The organism is Kitasatospora sp. NPDC091335, from assembly GCF_044757205.1.
Lineage (GTDB): Bacteria > Actinomycetota > Actinomycetes > Streptomycetales > Streptomycetaceae > Kitasatospora.
The window spans coordinates 58,156-74,703 of record NZ_JBIVUM010000031.1; the positions used below are offsets into that span (position 1 = coordinate 58,156).

A 16,548-nucleotide genomic window follows, 5' to 3' on the forward strand; every position below is an offset into this window, starting at 1 on the left:
CCACCACCGCGGAGCCGGGTGGCATGCCGCTCTTGACACGGGCTTGGCGGCGGAGCGGCCGTCCTTGACAGCTTCCTGACGCCGCCGCCGGGGCACTGTCAGGAGAACGTCAAGGACGGCGGCCGGGGCGTACGCCCTGCGTCAAGGACGGGTGCGGTCGGTGTGCGGAGGGTCTCCACTGGAGGTGTCCGGCCGTACGGGCCGGCGCTCGAAGGGACCTGCCATGACCACTGTCACCGCCGTCATCGACGTCGACGAGCTGCTGGAGCGGAGGGTCCGCCTGGTGCCCGTCGCCTGGCGCCGGGACCGCCCCGAGCCGCCGGAACCCGGGACCGCCGCGAACGGGTCCCCGGCGGAACCGTTCCCGGCGGCCGACCGGGAGCGCACCCGCCCGGCGCACTGCCGGTTCGCGGTGCACTACGAGGACTGACCCGCCACCCGCGCGCCCACCCGGAGGAGCAGCCGACATGACCCAGCTCATCACCCCGCCCGTCCCCACCGCCCCGGTCGTCGCCACCGCTCCCACCGCCCCAGCCGCTCTCACCGCCCCCGCCGACGGGCTCGGCGGCCCCTGGCCGGCCTCGGCGCGCCCCGGCCGGGGAGCCGACCTGCTGGTCGGCGGGGTGGGGCTGGCCGAGGCCGCCGAGCGGTTCGGCACCCCGCTGTACGTGCTGGACGAGGCCGAGGTCCGGGGGCGGGCCCGGGCCTACCGGCGGGCGCTGCCGCACGCCGAGGTGCTGTACGCGGCCAAGGCGTTCCTGTGCAGCGCGATGGCCGACTGGGTGGAGCAGGAGGGGCTGGGGCTGGACGTGTGCTCCGCGGGCGAGCTGTGGCTGGCGGTCTCGGCGGGCTTCCCGGCGCAGCGGATCCTGCTGCACGGCAACGCGAAGTCCCCGGAGGACCTGCGGCTGGCCCGGCGGCTGCGGGTCGGGCGGATCGTGATCGACGGACCGGCCGAGATCGCGCGGCTGGCCGCGCTGGTGGCCGCCGACGTGCCGCAGAAGGTACTGGTCAGGGTGGTCCCCGGGATCGCCGCCGGGCACCACGCGGCGGTGCGGACGGGCGTCGGCGGGCAGAAGTTCGGCTTCACGGTCGAGGGCGGCGACGCGGCGGACGCCATCGCCCGGGTGCTCGACCAGCCGGGCCTCGAACTGGCCGGTCTGCACTGCCACCTGGGCTCGCAGATCACCTCGGTCGAGCCCTACCTGCTCGCGGTGGACGCCCTGGTGCGGCTGCTCGCCGAGGTACGGGAGCGGCACGGCGTGGAGCTGCCGGAGCTGGACCTCGGCGGCGGCCACGGCATCCGCTACCTGCCCGAGGACGCCGGGTTCGACCTCGCCGGGTTCGCGGTCCGGGTGACCGACCGGCTGGCGGTGCGCTGCGCGGAGGCCCGGCTGGAGGTGCCCCGGCTGGTCGTGGAGCCGGGCCGGGCGATCGCCGGACCGGCGGCGGTGGCGGTCTACCGGGTGCTGTCCGTCAAGTACACCGCGGACGGCCGCTGCTTCGTCGCGGTGGACGGCGGCATGAGCGACAACCCGCGCCCGGCGCTGTACGGATCGCCGTACACGGTGCGGCTGGTCGGCCGCCGCTCGGAGGCGGGGGAGACGAGGGTGGACGTGGTCGGCCGCCACTGCGAGGCCGGCGACGTGCTGGTGCGGGACGCGGCCCTGCCCGCCGACCTGCGCCCGGGCGACCTGTTGGCGATGCCTGCGGCCGGCGCGTACCAGCTGTCGATGGCCTCCGGCTACAACCTGGTCGGCCGCCCGGCCGTGGTGGCGGTGAAGGCCGGCCGGGCCCGGTTGCTGATCCGCCGGGAGACGGTGGAGGACTTCCGCCTGCGCGAAGTCGGCCGCTGAGGGCGGGCGCGGGGACGGCACGGGCCCGGTTCCCGGTCAGCCGCCCGTGGAGGCTCCCGGGCCTGCGGCGGGTTTGACGCAGGGGGCGATGACGGTCAGGTACAGGGTGTCCGGCGCCGTGGCGGGCTCGCCGGGCACGACCGAGGCGGTGAACTTGTTGGTGTCATTGGTCAGGTCCAGCCGCTTGTCGTCGCTGCGTTTGACGGAGAAGCCGTCCTGCTTCAGCCGCTGCGCTACCGCCTCGAAGACGCCTTGCACCTTCGGCGCGGGGATCCCGTGCAGCTTGTACCTGATGTACGGCATGTACGTCTGGGTGGAGCCGAGTGGTCCGAGCTCACAGGCGTCCTTGTCCACCAGTGGTGTGGCGACCTGCACGGTGTCCTTTTCGGGGAGCACCGCGAGCGCGGCGGAGGAATAGGCCTTGACCTTCTCCTCGGCCTGCCCGAGGTTCATCCCCGGGGCGTCCCTCCCACAGGCGGTCAGGGTGAGGAAGACGCTGGACAGTAGCCACAGCAGGGCGGCCCGCCTGCGCGGTACGGGTTGTGAGGATCGGTTCATGTGACCGGCTGCCCCGAGATGACCTGGCCGAACGCCTTCCATGAGGGTGTGTCCGCGCTCCAGCCGGTGCCCTACTACCTGGCGAAGGCCACGGTGCTGGATCCGCCGACCAATCTGGCCAAGGCCCGCAACCACGCGACCCGGCTGGCCGACCGGTTCGACCTGGAGGAGCTGCGCGACGGCCTCGACGACCTCCCGCGGGCCCTGCGCGCCGTGATCGCGGGACGCGGGGTGACCCCGCTCGACTCCACCGCCCGCTACCTCGACACCCCCACCCACCCGGCCATCGCTCAGGTCGTCCGCGACGCGGTGTTCGTCGAGGGCATGGGCCTGTCGTCCGCGGACTCGATGGTCACCATGCTGCCGTCCGTCCCGAACTGACCGGCACCTCCCGAACCGGACGATCCTGGAGAGCACCCCCATGTCCACTCGGCAGCACGTGGAGATCCTTCCCCCGCACCCGTTGCGGGCCGGCTACGACAGGTCCCTGGACCGCGGGTCGATCGCCGACGACTTCCAGCGGCGCCTGGAACCGGCCCACTTCACCCCGGGCTACCTCGGGGCCCTGGCCGAGCGGGTCGAACGGGCCCTGACCCGGGACCCGGCGGACGAGACCCTGCGCTGGCGCCTGGCGTTCCTGCTGCTCCAGAACAACGCCACCGCGGCCGCCGTCGAACGCGCCGAGGACCTGCTCACCGGTGCCACCCTGCCGCAGGCCCGGCGCCTGGCCGAGCTCGTGGCCGGCATCCGGAGCCGCGCCGGCCGGCCGCGTACGGGCCGTCGCGTCCGGCGGGTCAACTGGTCGATCAACAACCGCTGCCCGATGTCCTGCCAGGGCTGCTACAACCCGTTCGCCGCCGAGCAGATCGACCTCGCCCAGGCCGAGCGGATCATCGCGAAGCTGGCCGCGCACGGGACCAGCGACCTGGTGCTGGCCGGCGGCGACCCGCTGCTGTGGCCGCCGATCTTCGACGTGGTGGACCGCGCCGTGGCCAGTGGCCTGAAGGTCGGCCTGGACACCACCGGCTACACCCTCACGGCGGAGAAGCTCGCCAGGCTCCGGGGGCTGTCCTCGCTGCCGCTGGACGCCGTGACCGCGGAGGTGCAGCGCGCCTTCCGCCGCAGCCCGGACGGCAACCTCCTCCAGGCGCTGCTGGACTCCCTCGCCCTGTGCGACACCGAGGGCTTCGACCGGGTGCGGGTGCACACCGTGGCGAGCGCCGAGAACCTCCACCAGCTGCCGGAGCTCGCAGCCGAGGTGCTGTCCCACCCCTCGGTCGCCCAGTGGGTGATCTTCCAGTGGTGGGGCCGGCGGGCCTCGCCGGCCACGGTGCGCAGGCTCGGGGTGGCGGTGGAGGACGTCCGCGAGGTGGTGGAGGGCATCCGGCGGGACCACCCGGGGCGGGAGATCCACCTGGCGGAGAGCTCCGAGCGGGAGCTGCTGAACTGGATGATCCAGTCGAGCGGGCAGGTCGTCACCTTCGGGTCGGGGGCGGAGGAGGAGTTCATCCTGGGCAACCTCCTGACCGACTCGGTCGAGGAGATCCTGACCCACCCGATCCTGGACTTCGAGGCGATGTCCCGGGGGATCCCGGTCACCCCGGGGACGGTGTTCGGCCCCGCGGACGGCACCCCGGGCCGATGACGACGGCACCCCGGGCCGAGGTCTCCGGCTCATAACGGAACGGTTGCGGAGCCCGCCCTTCCCGTGCTCAGGGCTTGACGGCACGGGGAGGGCGGGCGTTTGCTGTGTCCGCTCGTTGGAACCTGTTTGGTTCTGGTTTGTTTTGTGTGTTTGAACGTTCAAATCTGCGTTCAATCCGCCTCAGGCCCGCGAAGTCCGCAAGCCGAGTGTCCGAACCCCACCCCATCCCGTCCTCCCGCTCCTCGCCACCCCATCGAGAGGAATGCAATGTCACACCTTTCCCGCCGCGACCTGCTCCGCGCCTCCGGAGCCGGCCTGCTGGCCCTCGCCGCCGGCGGCACCCTCACGGCCTGCGGCGGCGGCTCCGGCTCGGGAGGCGCCTCCGGTGGGGACGCCGACACCGGCACGATCACCGTCTGGTCCTGGGCCACCGCCGCCGACGCCCTGCGCGGGATCGTCCCGGCCTTCGAGAAGGACAACCCGGGCATCAAGGTCGACGTCCAGGACATCGGCGAGCCCGCCATCTGGGACAAGATCACCGTCGGCATGGCGGCCGGCGGCCAGGGCCTCGGCGACGTCCTGCACATCGGCTGCGACTACCTGCCCGGCTACCTGGAGAAGTTCCCCGGCGGCCTGGCCGACCTCTCCTCGCTCGGCGCCGACGCCCACAAGGACAAGTTCGCCAAGGGCCTGTGGCCGGTCGTCTCCGGCAAGGACGGCCACGCCTACGCGCTGCCCTGGGAGGTCAACCCGCTCGGCTTCTTCTACCGCAAGGACTACTTCGACAAGGCGGGCATCGACCCCGAGTCCTTCGCCACCTGGGACGACCTGCTCGCCGTCGCCGACCGCTTCAAGGCCGCCAACCCCGGCATCGCCCTGATCGGCGTCAACAAGGCCGCCAACCCCACCCCCGACCTGGACTTCCTCCAGGGCCTGATGCAGCTCCAGGGCGCCTTCTACTTCGACCTCCAGGGGAAGATCACCGTCGGCTCCGAGCCGGCCGTGCGCGCCCTGACCATCATCAAGCGGCTGGAGGAGGCCGGGCTGATCGGCGACACCCCCGGCGTCCAGAGCTGGCCGCCGGTGATGAAGACCGGCAAGCTCGCGGTGGCCGCGATGCCCGCCTGGGTCGCCCACTACCTGGAGAAGAAGTTCCCCGACCAGAGCGGCAACTGGCGCCTCACCAAGCCCCCGGCGGTCACCCCCGGCGGCAAGCGCACCGCCCTGGTCAACTCCACCCACCTGGCCGTCGCCGCCTCCAGCCCGCGCCGCCGCGCCGCCTGGAAGTTCGTCGAGTACGCGCTCACCCGCCCGGCCTCGGTGAACTCCATGTTCAACGCGGGCGGCGTCTTCCCGGCCCTCACCGAGGCCTTCGCCGACCCGGTGTACGCCGCGCCGAGCGCCTTCTACGGCGGCCAGCCGGTGCTCAGGACCTTCGCCGACCTCGCCACCGAGGGCGGCGACCCCACCAACTACTCCGGCGACTACGCCCGCGCCCTCAAGCTGGTCAGCGACGCCCAGGTCAAGGTCCTGCTCAAGGGCGCCGACCCGGCCGCCGTCCTCCAGGACGCCGCCAAGCAGCTCGCCCAGCAGACCGGGCGCGGGATCGCATGAGAACCGCCAGCCCGCCCCAGGCCGGCCTCAACGGCCGGGCCAGGAGCAGCCGTTGGCGCCGCAGCGCGGTGCCGTACCTGCTGCTCGCCCCCGCCCTGCTGACCTTCGGCGTGTTCAAGGCCTACCCGGTCGTCGACTCGCTGCTGCTGTCCTTCACCACCGGATCCGGTGCCGCCACCCGCAACGCCGGCGTCTCCAACTACCAGCGCCTGCTGGACGATCCGCTGTTCTGGACGGCGCTGCGCAACACCGGTGAGATCCTCGCCATCCAGGTCCCGCTGATGCTCGGGCTGGCCCTGCTGATGGCCGTCGGCCTCAACTCCGCGCTGGTGCGCTGGCGCACGGTGTGGCGGCTCGGCGTCTTCATGCCCTCGGTCACCGGCCTGGTCGCCACCGGCGTGATGTTCGCCTACCTGCTCAAGTCCGACGACGGCGCCGTCAACTGGGTGCTGAGCGCCGTCGGCCTGCCCTCCGTCGACTGGCTGGGCCAGCCGGTCTGGGCCCGGATGGCCGTCATCGTGGTGCTCACCTGGCACTACACCGGCTACAACGCCGTCATCTACCTCGCCGGGCTCCAGGGCATCCCCAAGGAGCTGTACGAGGCCGCGATGGTCGACGGCGCGGGCCCGATCCGCCGCTTCATGTCCGTCACCGTCCCCGCGCTGCGACCGGTGCTGCTGTTCACGGTCGTGCTCTCGACCATCGGCACGCTCCAGCTCTTCGACGAGCCGTACGTGCTGACCGGCGGCGGGCCCGACAACGCGACCCTGACCGTCTCCATGTACCTGTACCAGAACGGCTTCCGGTTCTTCGACTTCGGCTACGCCTCCGCCATCGCCTACGCGCTCACCCTGCTCGTGTCGGTGCTCGGCGCCCTCCAGATGCGTTTGATGGGAGAGCGCGAAAAGTGACCTCCAAGTCCGTGACCACCGAGTCCGTGACCCTCAAGTCCCTGAACCCCGAGTCCGTTACCCCCGACGGCGCTAAGCCCAAGGGCGTCCTCAAGAAGCTGCGCGGCTGGCCGCTGACCTTCTTCCTGGCCGGCGTCACCGGGCTGTCGATCGCCCCCTTCTACTGGCTGGTGGTCTCCGCCACCCGCAGGGACACCGAGGTCTTCGACTGGCCGCCCAAGCTGCTGCCCGGCGGGAACCTCGGTGAGAACCTGAGCCACCTGGAGCAGAAGATCGGCCTGCTCAGGGTGGTCGGCAACTCCCTGCTGGTGGCGGGCGTCCAGACGCTGGGCGCCCTCGTCGTGGCGCTGCTCGCCGGCTACGCCTTCGCCAAGTTCCGCTTCCGCGGCCGCACCCTGCTGTTCGCCCTGCTGCTGTCCACCCTCGTGGTGCCCGAACAGGTCACGCTGGTACCGCTGTTCAAGATGATGATGAACTTCGGCCTGCTGGACACCTACCAGGCGCTGATCCTGCCCGGCCTGTGCGTGCCGTTCGCCATCTTCCTGATGCGGCAGTCGCTGAGCAGCCTGCCCGACGAACTCCTGGACGCCGCCCGGGTCGACGGCGCGGGCGAGCTCCGGGTGCTGTTCAGCGTGGTGGTGCCGGTCATGCGGCCGGTGCTGGCGGCCCTGTCGATCTTCCTCTTCCTGGGCTCCTGGAACCAGTTCGTCTGGCCGCTGATCGCCCTGCGCAGCCCCGAGATGCACACCCTGCCGGTCGCCCTGGCGACGCTGCACGGCAACAAGTCCAACACCGACTACGGCGCGATCCTCTCCGGCACCGCGCTGTCCACCCTGCCGATGATGGTCCTCTTCCTGGTCCTCCAGCGGCAGTTCATCTCCGGCCTGCTGGCCGGTGCCACGAAGGGCTGACCATGACCGAGAGCACGAACCAGAGCACGAACGAGACGACGGACACCGGCGCCGGCACGACCACGGCCGAGGTCTGGGAACCGCACGCGCCCACCGCCGCCGGCGGCCTGCGCCCGCTGTACGCCCAGGGGCTGGACGTGCGGGTGAGCGGCACCGGCACGGCCCAGGGCGTCGCCGACGGCGTGGTGGAGGTGACCGCCGAGGGCGCGGGCGAGGTCCGCATCGAGTGGCGGGTGCCCTGCGTGGACGTCACCGCCCTCTGGACGCCCGAGCCGCGCGGCACCGGCTGGCTGCCCGCCGCCTGGAGCGCCCCGCGCCGCACCTCGCTGGCCAACGGCGCGCCGATCGCCGCCCTGATCGGCACCGGGGACGTCGCCCTGTGCGCCTTCGCCGCCGGGCGTCCGGACGTGCTGGCCGGGGCCGGAGTGGTCGAGGAGACCGGCGAGTTCCGGTTCTGGGCCCAGGCCACCGACCGGCTCACCGTCCGGATCGACACCTCCCGCCGGCACTTCGGCCGGGCCCTGGCCGACCTCGCCGCCTGGTGGGGCGAGGGCCGCACGGCCGACATCCCGGAGGCCGCCCGCCGCCCCGCGTACTCCACCTGGTACTCGATGCACCAGGACGTCACGCCCAAGGGCGTCGAGACCCAGGCCGCGCTCGGCAGGGAACTGGGCCTGGACGTGATCATCGTGGACGACGGCTGGATGACCGCCGACCGCACCCGCGGCTACGCCCACTGCGGCGACTGGGAGCCCGTCTCGCTGCCCGACACCGCCGCCCACGTGCAGCGCGTGCACGACCTGGGCGTGCGGTACATGCTCTGGTACGCGCTGCCGTTCATCGGCAAGGACAGCGCCGCGTACCGGGAGATCGGCCACCTCGCGCTGGCCGACGCCGCCCACATGGGCGCGATCGTCGCCGACCCGCGCCACCCCGAGGTCAGGGCCTTCCTCACCGACCGGCTCGCCCGGGCCGTCGAGGAGTGGGGCATGGACGGCCTCAAGGTGGACTTCGTCGACTGGTTCGCCCGCGCCGACGCCCCGCCGGCCCGCCCCGGCGCGGACTGCGCGAGCGTGGACGAGGGCGTGGAGCGCCTGCTCGCGGAGATCCGCCGCCGGATCACCGCCGCGAACCCGGAGGCGATGATCGAGCACCGCCAGCCGTACGTCAGCCCCGGACTGTGGCCGTACGCCACCATGATCCGTGCCACCGACTGCCCGCTCAGCCCGCAGGAGAACCGGCAGCGGACCATCGACGTGCGGCTGGCCGCCGGGCCCGTCCCGGTCCACGCCGACATGCTGATGTGGCACGCGGGCGAGCCCGCCGAGCAGATCGCCTGCCACCTGATCAACGTGCTGTTCTCGGTGCCGCAGGTCTCCGTCGACCTCGCCGCGCAGAGCGAGGCGCAGCGTGAGGCGATCGCCTTCTGGCTGGGCGTCTTCCGCGAGCACACCGCCACCCTCCAGCTCGGCGAACTGCTCCCGGCCCGTCCGGACCTGGGCTATCCGATGGTCACCGCGCGCGGCACCGGCACGGTGGCCGTGGCCCGCTACACCGCGCTGCCGGTGGACGTCTCCGGCGACGACTGGCACACCCTGCTGGTGGCCAACGCCGACGCCGACCCGGACGTCCGGCTCACCGGTGGCCGCGGGCAGGTGGCCGTGACCGTGCGGGACGCCCGGGGGCGTATCGTCCGGCAGGGCGAGGTCGAGCTGGACCGGGCGGAGGCGGTCCCCGTGCCGCGCGGCGGGCTGCTGACCCTGCGCCGGGCCTGACCCCGCACCGGGCCTGACCCCGCACCGGGCCCGACCCGCTCGGGGCGCCGGACCGGCGCCGGCGCCCCGTCCGAGCCCCCGACCACCCTGGAGAGACCGCATGCCCGAGGGAGCACACCGGCCGCGCCGCGGCGCCACCACGATCGAGGAGGTCGCCAGGGCGGCCGGGGTCTCCCGGCAGACCGTCTCCAACGCGCTCAACGCGCCGCAGCGGGTCCGCCCGGAGACCCTGGAGCGGGTGAACGCGGCGATCCGCGAACTCGGGTACCAGCCCGACCAGTCGGCCCGCTCGCTGCGCAGCGGCGCCCGGCGCACCATCGGCTACCTCGCCCCGGTGGACGACCCACTCGACCCCAACCCGCTGATGGCCGGCTTCCTGGAGGCCCTGGTCGACGCGGCGGGGGCGGCGGGGCAGCGGGTGCTGCTGTTCCGTCCCGGACGGGGGGCGGCCGACCCGGTGGCGGCGATCGACGAACTGGTGGCGGCCCGCCAGGTGGACGGGCTGGTGCTGGCGGACGTGCTGCGCGAGGACGTCCGGATCGCCCATGTGACCGGGCTCGGCGTCCCGTTCGTCAGCTTCGGGCGGACCGGGCCGGGGGAGCCCCAGCGCTGGGTGGACATCGGCAACGAGGCGGCGATGGCCGAGGTGGTGCGGCACCTGGCGGCGCTCGGTCACCGCCGGATCGGTTACGTCGGGGCCGCCGAGGAGCTGCCCTGGACGGCGGCGCGGCGGGCCGGGTTCCTGGCCGAGGCGCGGCGGCTGGGGCTGTCCGCGGTGGCGACGGGCGCGCGGCGGGCGGGCACGTCGGAGTCGGGCGATTCGGGGTGGGGCCGTTCGGGTGCGGCGGCCGAGGGCTCCGTGGCGGCTTCCGTCCGGGCGTTGCTGCGCGGGCCCGACCGGCCGACCGCCTTCGCGGCCGGCAGCGACCTGCTGGCGCTGGACGTGTACGAGGCCGTCCGGGCGGAGGGGCTGGTGGTCGGGCCCGGCGGGGTGGCCGTGACCGGCTTCTACGACATGCCGCTCTGCCGGCACCTGCATCCCGCGCTGACCTCGGTCCGGCTGCCGCTGCGGCCGATCGCCACGGCGCTGGTGGGCCGGCTGCTGGCGCAGGTGCGCGGGGAGGCGGTGCCGGGGGAGGGGCTGGAGCTGCCCACCGAGCTGGTGGCGCGCGGGAGTTCGGGCCGGTCCGGCGGGCCGGCCCGATCCGGCTGGTCGGGCTGGTTCGGTTAGCCGGGCGGGTTCGCGCGGCCCGTCGGCCCGGCCGGTCCGTCGGCCGGCCGGGTTCGCATGGCCCGTCAGCCCGTCAGCCCGGCTGGTTCGCGTGGTCCGTCGTCGGCGCGACGATCAGCTCGCCGACCAGCCGGGCCGCGGCGGCCCGCTGCTCGGCGGGCAGGGCGTCGTCCGTGACCAGGACGTCCAGCTGGTCCAGGCCGGCGAAGGAGGCCAGGCCGACCGCGTTCCACTTGGTGTGGTCGGCCACCACGACCACCCGGCGGGCCGACCGGAGGAAGGCGCGGTTGGTCTCCGCCTCGGCCAGGTTCGGGGTGGTCAGCCCGGCCTCGGCGGAGAGGCCGTGGCAGCCCAGGACCAGCAGGTTGACGTGCAGCGAGCGGATCGCCTGGTCGGCCACCGGCCCGACCAGGGCGTCCGAAGGGGTCCGCACGCCGCCGGTGCGGATCACCGTGGCGGTGGCGGGCGTGCCGTCCTCGGCGGGTTGCTCCAGCAGTTCGGCGATCCGCAGCGAGTTGGTCACCACGGTGAGGTCCTCGACGGCGCGCAGGTGCCGGGCGACGGCGAAGGTGGTCGTCCCGCCGGCCAGCCCGACCGCCGAGCCCGGCGGCACGAGTGCGGCGGCGGCCCGGGCGATCGCCTCCTTGGCGGGCAGCTCCCAGTGCGCCTTGGTCTCGAACCCGGGCTCGCCGGTGGCCGGCGCCTCGACCCGCACCGCGCCGCCGTGCACCTTGTGCACCAGGCCGCGGCGGGCCAGCGCGTCCAGGTCGCGGCGCACCGTCATGTCGGAGACCCCGAGGTCGCGGACCAGTTCGGTGACCCGGACCCCGCCGCGCGCGCGGATCTGCTCCAGGATCAGCACGCGGCGCTGTCCGGCGAGCGGTTGGGCGCTGTCAGCCATCGGGAAGCCTCCTTCGGCCGCCTCAGGGGAGTGGCCATGGTGGATAATGTTTGAGATTGTAGCTTTCTGTTGATTCCAATGGCTTCACTCAGAGGAAGAAGGGCCATGCCCGGTACGTCCCTGACCCAGCCCACCGTCAGGACCGTGACCACCCTCGCGGACGGTCGGCAGCTGATCTACTACGACAGCGGCGCCGCCGCCCCCCGGGGCGCCGTGGACGGACGGCCGCTGGACCCGCAGGTCCCCGGTTCCGAGGTCCGGCTGGACCCGGTCACCGGCGACTGGGTCACCATCGCGGCCCACCGCCAGGCGCGCACCTACCGGCCGCCGGCCGAGGAGTGCCCGCTCTGCCCGTCCAGGGACGGACGGCTCAGCGAGATCCCGGCCGATGACTACCAGGTGGCCGTCTTCGAGAACCGCTTCCCCTCGCTGGCCGGCCCGCCCGCGGAGCCCGCCCCGGCGGCCGACGGCCCGTGGATCGGCGGCCCCGGCGCCGGACGCTGCGAGGTGGTCTGCTTCACCGCCGACCACGAGGCCTCCTTCGCCGACCTCACCCCCGAACGCGCCCGGCTGGTCCTGGACGCCTGGACCGACCGCACCGCCGAACTCTCCGCGCTGCCCGGCGTGCGGCAGGTCTACTGCTTCGAGAACCGGGGCGCCGAGATCGGCGTCACCCTGGCCCACCCGCACGGCCAGATCTACGCCTTCCCGTTCACCACCCCGCGCACCGCCAGGACGGCCGCCCGCGCCGCCGAGCACCGCGCCGCCACCGGCCGCAACCTCTTCGACGACCTGCTCGCCGCCGAACGCGCCCACGGCGACCGCGTTGTCCTCGCCGGGACGCACTGGACCGCCTTCGTCCCCTTCGCCGCCCGCTGGCCGTACGAGGTGCACCTCTACCCGCACCGCAGGGTGCCCGACCTGACCGCCCTGGACGCCGGGCAGCGGGACGAGTTCCCGGTGCTCTACCTGGAGTTGCTGCGCCGCTTCGACCGGCTCTTCGGCGGCGGCCGCACCCCGTACATCTCCGCCTGGCACCAGGCCCCCGTCGGACAGCGGGACGAACTCGCCCTGCACCTGGAGCTGTTCACCATCCGCCGCGCCGCCGACAAGCTGAAGTACCTGGCCGGCGTGGAGTCCGGCATGGACGCCTTCGTCAACGACGTCACCCCCGAGGACGCGGCCCTCCGGCTGCGGGAGGTCGCCACATGAACGAGCGAAGCGAGTTCGTCATCAAGAGGTGCGGGTTGTGTGAAGCACCCGCCGAGCGCAGCGAGGTGGGCGCATGAACACCTTCGATCAGCTGTACGGCCGTCCCGCCGAGGGGGAGTGGGCCGCCCCCGGCCGGGTGAACCTGATCGGCGAACACACCGACTACAACCTCGGGTTCGTCCTGCCGATCGCCCTGCCGCAGACCGTCCGCGCCGAGGCGGCCCGCCGGGAGGACGGGCTGCTGCGGATCTGGTCCGCCCAGGGCCGTGAGCTCGTCACGCTGCGGGTCGACGACCTCGCCCCCGGCTCGGTGCCCGGCTGGGCCGGCTACCCGGCCGGCGTGGTGTGGGCGCTGCGCGACGCCGGACACGAGGTCGGCGGGGCGGACCTCCGGCTGGACAGCGACGTGCCCAGCGGCGCCGGGCTCTCCTCCTCCGCCGCGCTGGAGTGCGTGCTCGCCGCCGCGTACAACGACCTGTACGGGCTGGGGCTGCCGGCCGCGGAGCTGGCGGTGCTGGCGCAGCGGGCCGAGAACGCCTTCGTCGGCGTGCCCTGCGGGATCATGGACCAGATGGCCTCGATGTGCTGCCGCCCGGGGGCCGCGCTGTTCCTGGACAGCCGGGACCTGGCGATGCGGCAGGTGCCCGTCGACCTCGCGGGCGCGGGCCTCGCGCTGCTGGTCCTGGACACCCGGGTGAAGCACGACCTCGGCGACGGCGCCTACGCCGCGCTGCGGGCCGGCTGCGAGCGGGCCGCCGCCCTGCTCGGGCTGCCCGCGCTGCGCTCGCTCCAGCCGTCCGGGCTGGCGGACGCCCTCGCCCGACTCCCTTCGGAACTGGTGCCGCTGGTGCGCCACGTGGTCACCGAGAACGCCCGGGTGGAGGCCGCCGTCGCCCTCCTGGACGCCGGCGACCTCGCGGCCCTCGGCCCGATCCTCACCGCCGGGCACGCCTCGCTGCGCGACGACTACCGGGTCTCCTGCCCGGAGACCGACCTCGCCGTCGAGACGGCCGTCGCCGCGGGCGCCCACGGCGCGCGGATGACCGGCGGCGGCTTCGGCGGCTCGGTCATCGCCCTGGTGGACCAGGACGCGGCCGAGCGTGTCGCCGCCGAGGTCACCACCGCGTTCCGCGCGGCCGGGTACGCCGAGCCGCGCACCCTCACCGCCGTCCCGGGGGAGGGTGCGCGCCGGCTCCGGTGAGCTAGGGCTGCCTACGCCCTGTGGGCCTCCGGGCGCTCCGGGGACGCCTCCGCGAGCGCCCGGGTCACGGCCTCGACCCCGGCGCGCAGCCCGTACACCGGGGTGGCCGGCTGCTGGCGCCAGGACTCGTCGATCCCGCCCGCGTCCACGGTGTCGAAACCCAGCTCGTCGACCAGCGCCCGGACCACCCGCTTGGCCGCCTCGTCGTCCGAGGCCACCGGTACGGCGAGCCGCTCAGGGGCGCCCGCCGGGAGCGGGCGCTCCAGCAGGTCCTGGGCGTAGGTGCCGTTGAACACCTTCACCACCCGGTGCCCGATGTGCTGCTCCGTCCAGCGGCTCTCGGTGAGCCCGCCGTCCTCGATCGCGTCGATCCGGCCGTCGCGCTCCTTCGGGTAGTAGTTGCCGGTGTCGATCACCGCGACGCCCTCGGCGGCGCCGTCCAGCAGCCCGGCGGGCAGGTCGGGCACGCTCTTCAGCGGCACCGTCACCACCACGACCTGCGCCCCCGCGGCCGCCTCGGAGACCGTCACGGCCTTCGCCCCGGTCTCCTCGACCAGCGCCTTGAGCGTCTCCGGGCCACGGGAGTTGGCCACCGCCACCTCGTGCCCGAGCGCGGACAGCCGCCGCGTCAGGTTCCCGCCGATGTTGCCCGCGCCGATGATGCCGATCTTCATGGGAAGCCCCTCTTCGCGAGTGCCGTAATGGACCGTCGCCTTGGCCCAACCACCCGGTGATCGTCCCGATTCCCGGCCGGCGGGTGGATTTCGCGAACCGCCGGGTGGATCCCGCGATCCGCGGGACGGCCGTCCCGGTCCGCAGGGTGGTCCTCCCGGACCCGGGGTCGGGGCGGGCCTGGCACCGGCCCCGCGCCGTCGCGAGGGTGGACGCCATGAACCGCACTCCCACCGGAACTCCCACCGAAACCACCGTCCTGGTCACCGGCGGTACCAGCGGCATGGGCCTCGCCACCGCCCACCGGCTCCTCGCCGCCGGCGCCCGGGTCGTCGTCACCGGCCGCGACGACGCCAGACTCGCCCGCGCCGCGGCGCGGCTCGACGCCGGCGACCGGCTGCTCACCGTCCGCGCCGACGCCTCCGTGCCGGCGGACCTCGCCCGGCTGGCCGACACCGTGCGGGAGCGGTACGGCCGGCTCGACGGCGTCTTCGCCAACGCGGGCGTGGCCGGGTTCCAGCCGGTGGAGGAGGTGACGGAGGCCGAGTTCGACCGGGTCGTCGCCACCAACCTCAAGGGTGTGTTCTTCACCGTGCAGCACGCCCTGCCGCTGCTGGACGCGGCCGGCGGCGGCTCGGTCGTCCTCAACGCCTCCTGGACCCCGCACCGCGGCCTGCCCGGCGCCGCCGTCTACGCCGCCACCAAGGCCGCCGTCCTCAGCCTCGCCCGCACCCTCGGCAGCGAACTCGCCGGACGCGGCATCCGGGTCAACTCGGTCAGCCCCGGCTACATCGTCACCGAGATGTTCCACGCGGCCGTCCCTGACCCGGCCGACCACGAGCCGATCCGCGGCCACGTCCCGCTCGGGCGGCTGGGCACGGCCGAGGACGTCGCGGAGACGGTGGCCTTCCTGCTCTCCGACCGCTCCTCGTACATCACCGGGCAGGACATCGTGATCGACGGCGGCCTCGTCCCCGCCTTCCCGTCCCTGACCGGCTGAGCGCCCTCCCGCCCGTGCCTGGTCCTGACAGGACCAGGCACGGGGCGCGCGTTCGGGTGACAATCCAGGACGTGAACCCGAGCAGCGCCCTGAGCGAATTCCTCCGCACCCGCCGCGCCCGCCTGCGGCCCGAGGACGTCGACCTCCCCGACTACGGCGGCCGCCGCCGGGTCGCCGGGCTGCGCCGCGAGGAGCTCGCCCACCTCGCCGGGGTCAGCGTCGACTACTACACCCGCCTGGAACAGGGCCGGGTCGGCAACCCGTCCGACGCCGTCCTCGACGCCGTGGCCCGCGCCCTGCGCCTGGCCCCCGACGAGTCCGGCCACCTCCACCGCCTCGCCCGCCCCTCGGCCCGCCCCCGCCGCCCGGCCGCCCGCCAGCAGCCGCGCCCCTCCCTGCTGCACCTGCTGGAGCAGCTCGACCACACCCCGGCCGTGGTGATGGGCCACCGGATGGACATCCTGGCCTGGAACCGCGCCGCCGTCGCGCTGTTCGGCGACTACGGCGCCCTGCCGGCCGAGGACCGCAACATCGCCCGGATCACCTTCCTCGACCCGGCCTCGCGCGAGCTCTACGCCGACTGGGCCACCTGCGCCCGCGAGAACGTCGCCTTCCTCCACCTGGAGGCGGGCCGCCGCCCTGACGACCCGCTGCTCGCCGAGCTCGTCGGCCGGCTCTGCCTGGGCAGCCCGGAGTTCCACCAGATGTGGGCCGAACACCCGGTCGCCGACAAGACCTCGGGCCGCAAGTCCTTCCGGCACCCCCTGACCGGCACCCTCGACCTCGCCTACGACACCCTCCGGCCCGCCGACGACACCGGGCAGGCACTGGTGACCTACACCGCGGACCCCGGCTCGCCCTCGGAGGACGGGCTGCGGCTGCTGCTCTCCTGGGCGGCGACCGGCTGACGGCCGGGAAAGGCCACGGGGGGCGGCGCGCCGGCGCGGGGCGCCGCCCCCCCCGGGGGGGGCGGGGGGGGGGGCAAAAACTATGGTTGTTTCCCCCAACGGCCACCAAGTAATGGAATGTCAGCCCACCCAGGTTACAAAATGAGACCCATA

The 16,548-nt window shown here is 74.0% G+C and carries 16 protein-coding genes; 13 read left to right on the forward strand and 3 right to left on the reverse strand.

Features of this window, described 5'->3' with window-relative positions:
- Positions 1-223 precede the first annotated feature (223 nt).
- Together ACIQOW_RS38240 and lysA are read left to right on the forward strand one after the other, a co-directional pair.
- Entirely contained in the window at positions 224-430 is a 207-nt protein-coding gene (locus ACIQOW_RS38240; RefSeq protein WP_401092439.1) for a hypothetical protein, read from the forward strand.
- A 37-nt stretch (positions 431-467) separates the two neighbouring features.
- On the forward strand, positions 468-1,856 hold the full coding sequence (gene lysA, locus ACIQOW_RS38245) for a diaminopimelate decarboxylase (RefSeq protein ID WP_401092440.1): 1,389 nt from the start codon (positions 468-470) through the stop codon (positions 1,854-1,856).
- Between the two features lie 36 nt (positions 1,857-1,892).
- On the opposite strand, the gene ACIQOW_RS38250 is transcribed toward lysA, so the two are convergent.
- Positions 1,893-2,414, reverse strand: coding sequence for a hypothetical protein (locus ACIQOW_RS38250; protein WP_401092441.1), 522 nt, complete (start codon positions 2,412-2,414; stop codon positions 1,893-1,895).
- On the opposite strand from ACIQOW_RS38250, the gene ACIQOW_RS38255 reads away from it, so the two are divergent.
- The 7 genes from ACIQOW_RS38255 to ACIQOW_RS38285 all read left to right on the forward strand — a co-directional run bounded on the left by ACIQOW_RS38255 (position 2,415) and on the right by ACIQOW_RS38285 (position 10,501).
- On the forward strand, positions 2,415-2,795 hold the full coding sequence (locus ACIQOW_RS38255; protein ID WP_401092442.1) for a hypothetical protein: 381 nt from the start codon (positions 2,415-2,417) through the stop codon (positions 2,793-2,795).
- Positions 2,796-2,835: 40 nt separating this feature from the next.
- The gene (locus ACIQOW_RS38260) at positions 2,836-4,059 is read left to right on the forward strand and encodes a radical SAM protein (protein WP_401092443.1); all 1,224 of its coding nucleotides are present in this window, start codon (positions 2,836-2,838) and stop codon (positions 4,057-4,059) included.
- A 267-nt stretch (positions 4,060-4,326) separates the two neighbouring features.
- Complete coding sequence (locus ACIQOW_RS38265; protein WP_401092444.1) at positions 4,327-5,673, forward strand: ABC transporter substrate-binding protein; 1,347 nt, start codon at positions 4,327-4,329, stop codon at positions 5,671-5,673.
- Positions 5,670-6,584: a carbohydrate ABC transporter permease gene (locus ACIQOW_RS38270; protein WP_401092445.1), complete on the forward strand. Its 915-nt coding sequence runs from the start codon at positions 5,670-5,672 to the stop codon at positions 6,582-6,584. The genes ACIQOW_RS38265 and ACIQOW_RS38270 overlap by 4 nt, the downstream gene beginning before the upstream one ends.
- Entirely contained in the window at positions 6,581-7,495 is a 915-nt protein-coding gene (locus tag ACIQOW_RS38275) for a carbohydrate ABC transporter permease (RefSeq protein WP_401092446.1), read from the forward strand. Before ACIQOW_RS38270 ends, ACIQOW_RS38275 begins: the two co-directional genes overlap by 4 nt.
- Positions 7,496-7,497: 2 nt before the next feature.
- Entirely contained in the window at positions 7,498-9,270 is a 1,773-nt protein-coding gene (locus ACIQOW_RS38280; RefSeq protein ID WP_401092447.1) for a glycoside hydrolase family 36 protein, read from the forward strand.
- 100 nt (positions 9,271-9,370) lie between these two features.
- On the forward strand, positions 9,371-10,501 hold the full coding sequence (locus ACIQOW_RS38285; protein ID WP_401092448.1) for a LacI family DNA-binding transcriptional regulator: 1,131 nt from the start codon (positions 9,371-9,373) through the stop codon (positions 10,499-10,501).
- 73 nt (positions 10,502-10,574) lie between these two features.
- On the opposite strand, the gene ACIQOW_RS38290 is transcribed toward ACIQOW_RS38285, so the two are convergent.
- Positions 10,575-11,402 (reverse strand): DeoR/GlpR family DNA-binding transcription regulator, encoded by an 828-nt coding sequence (locus tag ACIQOW_RS38290; RefSeq protein ID WP_401092449.1) that lies wholly within the window; start codon positions 11,400-11,402, stop codon positions 10,575-10,577.
- Positions 11,403-11,507: 105 nt separating this feature from the next.
- Between ACIQOW_RS38290 and galT the strand changes: the two genes are divergently transcribed.
- Together galT and galK are read left to right on the forward strand one after the other, a co-directional pair.
- Positions 11,508-12,614 carry a galactose-1-phosphate uridylyltransferase gene (gene galT, locus ACIQOW_RS38295; RefSeq protein ID WP_401092450.1) on the forward strand — a complete coding sequence of 369 codons (1,107 nt, stop codon included), beginning with the start codon at positions 11,508-11,510 and terminating at the stop codon, positions 12,612-12,614.
- Between the two features lie 73 nt (positions 12,615-12,687).
- Entirely contained in the window at positions 12,688-13,815 is a 1,128-nt protein-coding gene (gene galK, locus ACIQOW_RS38300; protein WP_401092451.1) for a galactokinase, read from the forward strand.
- A gap of 11 nt (positions 13,816-13,826) precedes the next feature.
- On the opposite strand, the gene ACIQOW_RS38305 is transcribed toward galK, so the two are convergent.
- Positions 13,827-14,489, reverse strand: coding sequence for an NADPH-dependent F420 reductase (locus ACIQOW_RS38305; protein WP_401092452.1), 663 nt, complete (start codon positions 14,487-14,489; stop codon positions 13,827-13,829).
- A gap of 215 nt (positions 14,490-14,704) precedes the next feature.
- Between ACIQOW_RS38305 and ACIQOW_RS38310 the strand changes: the two genes are divergently transcribed.
- Together ACIQOW_RS38310 and ACIQOW_RS38315 are read left to right on the forward strand one after the other, a co-directional pair.
- Entirely contained in the window at positions 14,705-15,487 is a 783-nt protein-coding gene (locus ACIQOW_RS38310) for an SDR family NAD(P)-dependent oxidoreductase (protein ID WP_401092453.1), read from the forward strand.
- A 71-nt stretch (positions 15,488-15,558) separates the two neighbouring features.
- Positions 15,559-16,395 carry a helix-turn-helix domain-containing protein gene (locus tag ACIQOW_RS38315; protein ID WP_401092454.1) on the forward strand — a complete coding sequence of 279 codons (837 nt, stop codon included), beginning with the start codon at positions 15,559-15,561 and terminating at the stop codon, positions 16,393-16,395.
- Positions 16,396-16,548 lie beyond the last annotated feature (153 nt).

Coding starts and splice junctions, on each gene's coding strand:
- ACIQOW_RS38265 (WP_401092444.1), top strand. CDS start 4,327: ATGTCACACCTTTCCCGCCGCGACCTGCTCCGCGCCTCCGGAGCCGGC.
- galT (WP_401092450.1), top strand. CDS start 11,508: ATGCCCGGTACGTCCCTGACCCAGCCCACCGTCAGGACCGTGACCACC.
- ACIQOW_RS38310 (WP_401092453.1), top strand. CDS start 14,705: ATGAACCGCACTCCCACCGGAACTCCCACCGAAACCACCGTCCTGGTC.
- lysA (WP_401092440.1), top strand. CDS start 468: ATGACCCAGCTCATCACCCCGCCCGTCCCCACCGCCCCGGTCGTCGCC.
- galK (WP_401092451.1), top strand. CDS start 12,688: ATGAACACCTTCGATCAGCTGTACGGCCGTCCCGCCGAGGGGGAGTGG.
- ACIQOW_RS38240 (WP_401092439.1), top strand. CDS start 224: ATGACCACTGTCACCGCCGTCATCGACGTCGACGAGCTGCTGGAGCGG.
- ACIQOW_RS38290 (WP_401092449.1), bottom strand. CDS start 11,402: ATGGCTGACAGCGCCCAACCGCTCGCCGGACAGCGCCGCGTGCTGATC.
- ACIQOW_RS38270 (WP_401092445.1), top strand. CDS start 5,670: ATGAGAACCGCCAGCCCGCCCCAGGCCGGCCTCAACGGCCGGGCCAGG.
- ACIQOW_RS38305 (WP_401092452.1), bottom strand. CDS start 14,489: ATGAAGATCGGCATCATCGGCGCGGGCAACATCGGCGGGAACCTGACG.
- ACIQOW_RS38285 (WP_401092448.1), top strand. CDS start 9,371: ATGCCCGAGGGAGCACACCGGCCGCGCCGCGGCGCCACCACGATCGAG.
- ACIQOW_RS38260 (WP_401092443.1), top strand. CDS start 2,836: ATGTCCACTCGGCAGCACGTGGAGATCCTTCCCCCGCACCCGTTGCGG.
- ACIQOW_RS38280 (WP_401092447.1), top strand. CDS start 7,498: ATGACCGAGAGCACGAACCAGAGCACGAACGAGACGACGGACACCGGC.
- ACIQOW_RS38250 (WP_401092441.1), bottom strand. CDS start 2,414: ATGAACCGATCCTCACAACCCGTACCGCGCAGGCGGGCCGCCCTGCTG.